4 protein-coding genes are annotated in these 5244 nt (G+C 69.4%); 3 read left to right on the top strand and 1 reads right to left on the bottom strand.

From position 1 onward, the window contains the following. Positions 1 to 946 (bottom strand): sodium:solute symporter family transporter (locus tag AD428_RS22375; protein ID WP_053246638.1); only part of this gene is annotated, 946 nt, incomplete at its 3' end. A gap of 263 nt (positions 947 to 1209) precedes the next feature. Here AD428_RS22375 and AD428_RS22370 point away from each other — a divergent pair. The 3 genes from AD428_RS22370 to AD428_RS22360 all read left to right on the top strand — a co-directional run. Further along, complete coding sequence (locus AD428_RS22370; protein ID WP_053246637.1) at positions 1210 to 2121, top strand: LysR family transcriptional regulator; 912 nt, start codon at positions 1210 to 1212, stop codon at positions 2119 to 2121. A 41-nt stretch (positions 2122 to 2162) separates the two neighbouring features. Next, entirely contained in the window at positions 2163 to 3272 is a 1110-nt protein-coding gene (locus tag AD428_RS22365; protein ID WP_053246636.1) for a GTPase, read from the top strand. A 158-nt stretch (positions 3273 to 3430) separates the two neighbouring features. Then, positions 3431 to 5244 (top strand): methyl-accepting chemotaxis protein (locus tag AD428_RS22360; protein WP_053246635.1); only part of this gene is annotated, 1814 nt, incomplete at its 3' end.

Here is a 5244-nt window from a genome sequence, read left to right as displayed (position 1 = left end):
CCGCCAGCGCGGCGGCCATGACCAGGCCGCGCAGGCCCTCAGGCAGGCCCGCGCGCACCATGGCGGCGAACGCATTGTTGGGGTTGTCGAGCTCGGGCAGCAGCACGCGGGCCGACATGCCGATGGCCGCGCCCACCAGTCCGTAAACGATGCAGTACACCCCCGCCGCCGTGCCGGCCGCCTGCGCCACGCGCGCGCTGCGGGCGGTGAACACGCGCTGCCATATCTCCTGGCCGATCAGGATGCCCAGGAAATACACCATGAAGTAGGTGACGATCGTGCCCATACCGATATGGGTCAGCTCGAAGCTGGAAGCGGGCAGGCGCGCCACCAGCGCGTCCCAGCCGCCCGCGCGGTGCAGGCAGATGGGCAGCAGCACGAACATGAGGCCCACGGTCTTGATGAGAAACTGCACGATGTCCGTCAGCGTCAGCGACCACATGCCGCCCACGGCCGAATACACCACCACCACGCCGCCTCCGGCCAGCACCGCCAGCCAGAACGGCAGGTCGAACATCACCTGCATGACGGTGCCGATGGCGATGACGGAGGTGGCCGCCAGCATCAGCGCATACGCCATCATGACCAGGGCGCTCACCCGCTTGGCGTTCGCGTTGTAGCGCTGCTCCAGCACCTGCGTCACCGTGTAGATGCGCAGCCGCATCAGCGGCTTGGCCAGCAGCAGGTTGAGCACGATGATGCCCGCGCCCAGCGCCGCGCACAGCCAGAAACCCGAGATGCCGTACACATAGCCCAGCCTGACCGTGCCCACGGTGCTCGCGCCGCCCAGCACCGTGGCCGCCATGGTGCCCATGTAGAAGGCCGGCCCCAGGTTGCGCCCCGCCACCAGAAAGTCTTCCTGCGTGCGGGCGCGCCGCATGCCGTACCACCCGAGCAGCAGCATTGCCGCGAAGTACGCCGCGACCACGCCGGTATCCAGAATCATGTCTCTTCCCCTTCTGGTCGATGCGGGCCGCGCCGGCGGCGAGGTCCGCGCCACCTTCCGTGGCCGATACGGTGAAGCGCATGAAAGTGAATCTGGCGCAGCGCCGTCCCGGGGGCCCGGATGTGGACGATTACGAATCGCCCGCGCCGACCAGAATCGAACGGCGCGGGCCGGTGAATAATAGAAAGCGCGGTGTCCGCGTTCCATATCGAATCCATGCGACAAACATTGATTCAGACCAATGTTTATTGAGTGATAACCCTATGCTCTCCACCGTTTCCGACCTGGACCTGCGCCTGATCCGCGTTTTCCTGGCCATCGTCGACGCCGGCGGCATCTCGGCTGCGCAAGAGCTGCTGGGCGTGGGGCAGTCCACCATCAGCAGCCAGCTCGCCACGCTGGAAACCCGGCTCGGCTACCGCCTGTGCGAACGCGGACGCGGCGGCTTCCGGCTCAACGCGCGCGGCCAGCGCTTCGCGGCCCTGGCGCGGCGCACCCTGGCCGCCCTGGACGATTTCGGGGCCGAGGCCCGCAACATGCACCGCCAGCTGGTGGGCAGGCTGAAGCTCGGCCTCATCGGCAACGCCACCCTGGCGCAGAACGCGCGCATCGCGCGCGCCATCCAGCGCTTCCGGCGGCGCGACGAAGCGGTGCGCCTGTCCGTGGTGCTGCGCGGTCCGCGCGAGCTGGAAGAAATGCTGCTCAGGAACGACATCCAGGTGGCGCTGGGCTATTTCCTGCACCGCGTGCCCACCCTCGACTACACGCCGCTGTTCACGGAGCGGCAGGTCGCCTATTGCGGCGCCGCGCACCCGCTGGCGGCGCGGGCCGGGCGGGTCACCGCCGAGGAGGCCGCGGCCGCCGACTGGACCTGGCGCACCTATCCCCTGCCCGAGGCGCCGCACGCGGCGCGGCCGCTGCGTGTCACGTCGGAGGCGGACAACATGGAAGCCGCCGCCATCCTGATTCTTTCCGGCGCGCACCTGGGCTATCTGCCGGAACACTACGCGGCGCCCTATGTCGAATCGGGGCTGCTGCACGCGCTGGATCCCGGGCGCTTCCGCTACGACGTGGAGATCAGCCTCGTGGCGCGCCGCCGCGCCCTGCTGGACGACATCACCGCGGCGTTCCTGGAAGACCTGCGCGCAGCCGCGACCCCGCCGGACGCCGTGTGAACACGGCTAGAATCGGAACATTCCTAATCTTCGCCGCCCTCATGACCGCCGCCCCCAACACTACCGGCCCGCTGCAGGACGCCGTGGCCGATGCCATCCGCACCGCCACGCAAGGCGCCGGCCGCGTGAACATCCTGGTGGCGGGCAAGACCGGCGTGGGCAAGAGCACGCTCATCAACGCGGTGTTCCGCGGCGAACTTGCCCGCACCGGCGCCGGCAAGCCGGTCACCCAGACCACGCAGGAATACACCCGGCCCGGCCATCCGCTGACCATCATCGACACGCGCGGCCTGGAGGTCGGCGACTACGGGCGCTCCCGCGCCGAACTGGCGGCGCTCATCCGCGAGCGGGCCGCCAGCGCCGACCAGGACCGCCACCTGCACGTGGCCTGGCTCTGCGTCCAGGACAGCGTACACCGCGTCGAAGACGCCGAGATCGAGCTGTGCGGCATGCTGGCCGATGCCGGCATCCCGGTCATCGCCATTCTCACCAAGGCGCGCCGCAATACGCCCTTCGCCGACACCGCGCGCGCCCTGCTGCCGCGCGCCAAGGACGTGGTGGCGGTGCGCGCGCTGCCCGAATGGATAGACGAGCTGCAGGCCGAGCTTCCGCCCATGGGCCTGGACCGGCTCATCGAAGTCACGGCGCAGTACATCCCGGAAGCCCAGCAGCGCGCCTACGCCAATGCGCTCTCCACCCGCAACAAGCAGGCCCTGGAAGTAAAAAAAAAGCGGGCTGAGATCGAAGTGAACGTCGCCGCGGGCCTGGCCGCCTCGGCCGCCGCCGCGCCCATTCCTTTTTCGGACGCTTTCGCGCTGGTGCCCATCCAGGTCGGCATGATCGCCAAGATCGGCATCACCTTCGGCATGGAGATCAGCACCGCCGCCCTCACCACGCTGGTGACCTCCACCCTGGGCAGTTCGGCCGCCACGCTGGCGGGCCGCTCGGTGGTGTCGGGCCTGCTCAAGCTGATTCCCGGCGCGGGCAGCGCGGTGGGCGGCACCATCGCCGCCACCACGGCGGCCGCCATCACCAAGCTGCTGGGCAACGCCTACGTGGCGGTGCTTTATGACTTCTGCCTGCGCCATCCGGGGCAGGACATCGACATCGCTTTCATCAAACGGGCGCTGCGGGAACGCGTCAGGCTCTGATCCGAACCGGCCCCGTTTTCCTTGCTCCCTTGCGGCCGCCAAACGGGCGAAATCGGGGCCGCCAGCCGCGCTGATCGGCCCGCTGCAAGCCGCGCCGGCCCACTACGCTGGCGGTCGCGCCGTCTGGCGCGCCTGTCACGACCCCGAAGGGAGCGCCCATGCTCAAATCCATCCGCAACCGCCTCGTCGTCATCTGCGTGGCGATCACCATTCTTTCCATGCTGTCCCTGTCGCTCGCCACGCTGTGGGTCGCGCGCCGCAACACCTATGCCCAGCTCGACCACGGCATCGGCCAGATCGCCCAGAACCACGCCAGCGAACTGGCCGCCTGGGTGCGCGACAAGCAGCGCATCACCTCCTCGCTGAACCTGGCCGTCGACCAGCCCGACGAACAGGCCCATCTCATGGCCGCGGCCGCCAAGCAGGCCGGCGGCTTCGACGACGCCTACATCGTCTACGCCGACAAGCGCATCGTGTTCAACCATGCCATGCCCGAAGGCTACGACGGCACCGCGCGCCCCTGGTACCGGCAGGCGGTGCAGGCCAGCGGCCCGGCCATCACGCCCATCTACACCGACGCCTCCACCGGCAGGCTCTGCGTGAGCTTCGTCGAGGCGGCGCGCCGCAACGGCCGCGTCGTGGCCGCGTTCGGCACGGACATGTTCCTGGACAGCATGGCCAAGATGGTGGCCGGCATCCAGGCCACGCCCAAGAGCTTCGCCTTCCTGCTCGACGAAAAGGGACAGATTCTCGCGCATCCCGACGCCAAGCTGGCGCTCAAGCCCGTTACGGAGATCGACCCCGGCCTCAGCCTCGACATGCTGCGCGGGCTGGCGCAGACCGAGGGCTCGCTTGAGCACGAGATCGGCGGCGCCGCCCGGTTTCTCTACGCCCGCCCGGTGGCGGGCACGCCGTGGACGCTGGTCATCGCCATCGACCGCGCCGAGGCCGTCGCGCCCATTACCGAGATGATGCTGATCGCGGCGTCCATTACCGTGGCCGCGCTGCTTGCCGCCATCGCGCTGCTCGCCGCGGCCGTGCGCCGGCAGCTGCGCGGACTGCCGCAGGTGCAGCACGCGCTGGAAGACATCGCCAGCGGCGACGGCGACCTGACCCGCCGCCTGCCCGAGGCGGGCCAGGACGAACTGGCCCAGATCGGCCGGGCCTTCAACCGCTTCGCCGACAAGATCGCCACCATCCTGCTCGAGATCCGCCACGCCTCCGAATCCGTGCGCCAGGCCAGCCTGGAAATCGCCAGCGGCAACCACGATCTCTCCGACCGCACCGCGCAGCAGGCCAGTTCGCTGGAACAGACCGCCGCCGCCATGGAGGAAATCACCTCCACGGTGCAGCACAGCGCCGACAACGCCAGCCAGGCGGCCCAGCTGGCTTCCGACGCCTCGCGGGTGGCGGGCGAAGGCGGCAGCGTCATGCAGCGCGTGGTGCACACCATGGAAGACATCGACACCTCGGCGCGCAAGATCTTCGACATCATCGGCGTCATCGACGGCATCGCCTTCCAGACCAATATCCTCGCGCTCAACGCGGCCGTCGAAGCCGCGCGCGCGGGCGAGCAGGGACGCGGCTTCGCGGTGGTGGCCGGAGAAGTGCGCACGCTGGCCCAGCGCAGCGCCACCGCCGCGCGCGAAATCAAGGCGCTCATCGAATCGTCGGTGGAACAGATCCGCAGCGGCAATGCCCTGGTGCGCCAGGCCGGCTCGACCATGGACCAGGTCGTGGGCAGCGTGCAGCGGGTTGCCGGCATCGTGCGCGAGATCGACCTCGCCAGCCAGGAGCAACGCACCGGCATCTCCGAAGTGGGCAATGCCGTGAGCCTGATGGACAACGCCACACAGCAGAACGCGGCCCTGGTGGAAGAGGCCGCCGCCGCGGCCCAGACCCTGCAGGAACAGGCCGCGCATCTGGCGGCGCTGGTGCGCGGATTCAAGCTGCAGGCCGGGGCCCCGGCGCC

This window comes from Achromobacter sp. DMS1, from assembly GCF_001270295.1.
The sequence above is the reverse complement of the archived record's forward strand: the minus strand, read 5'-3'. Positions and strand labels throughout refer to the sequence as shown.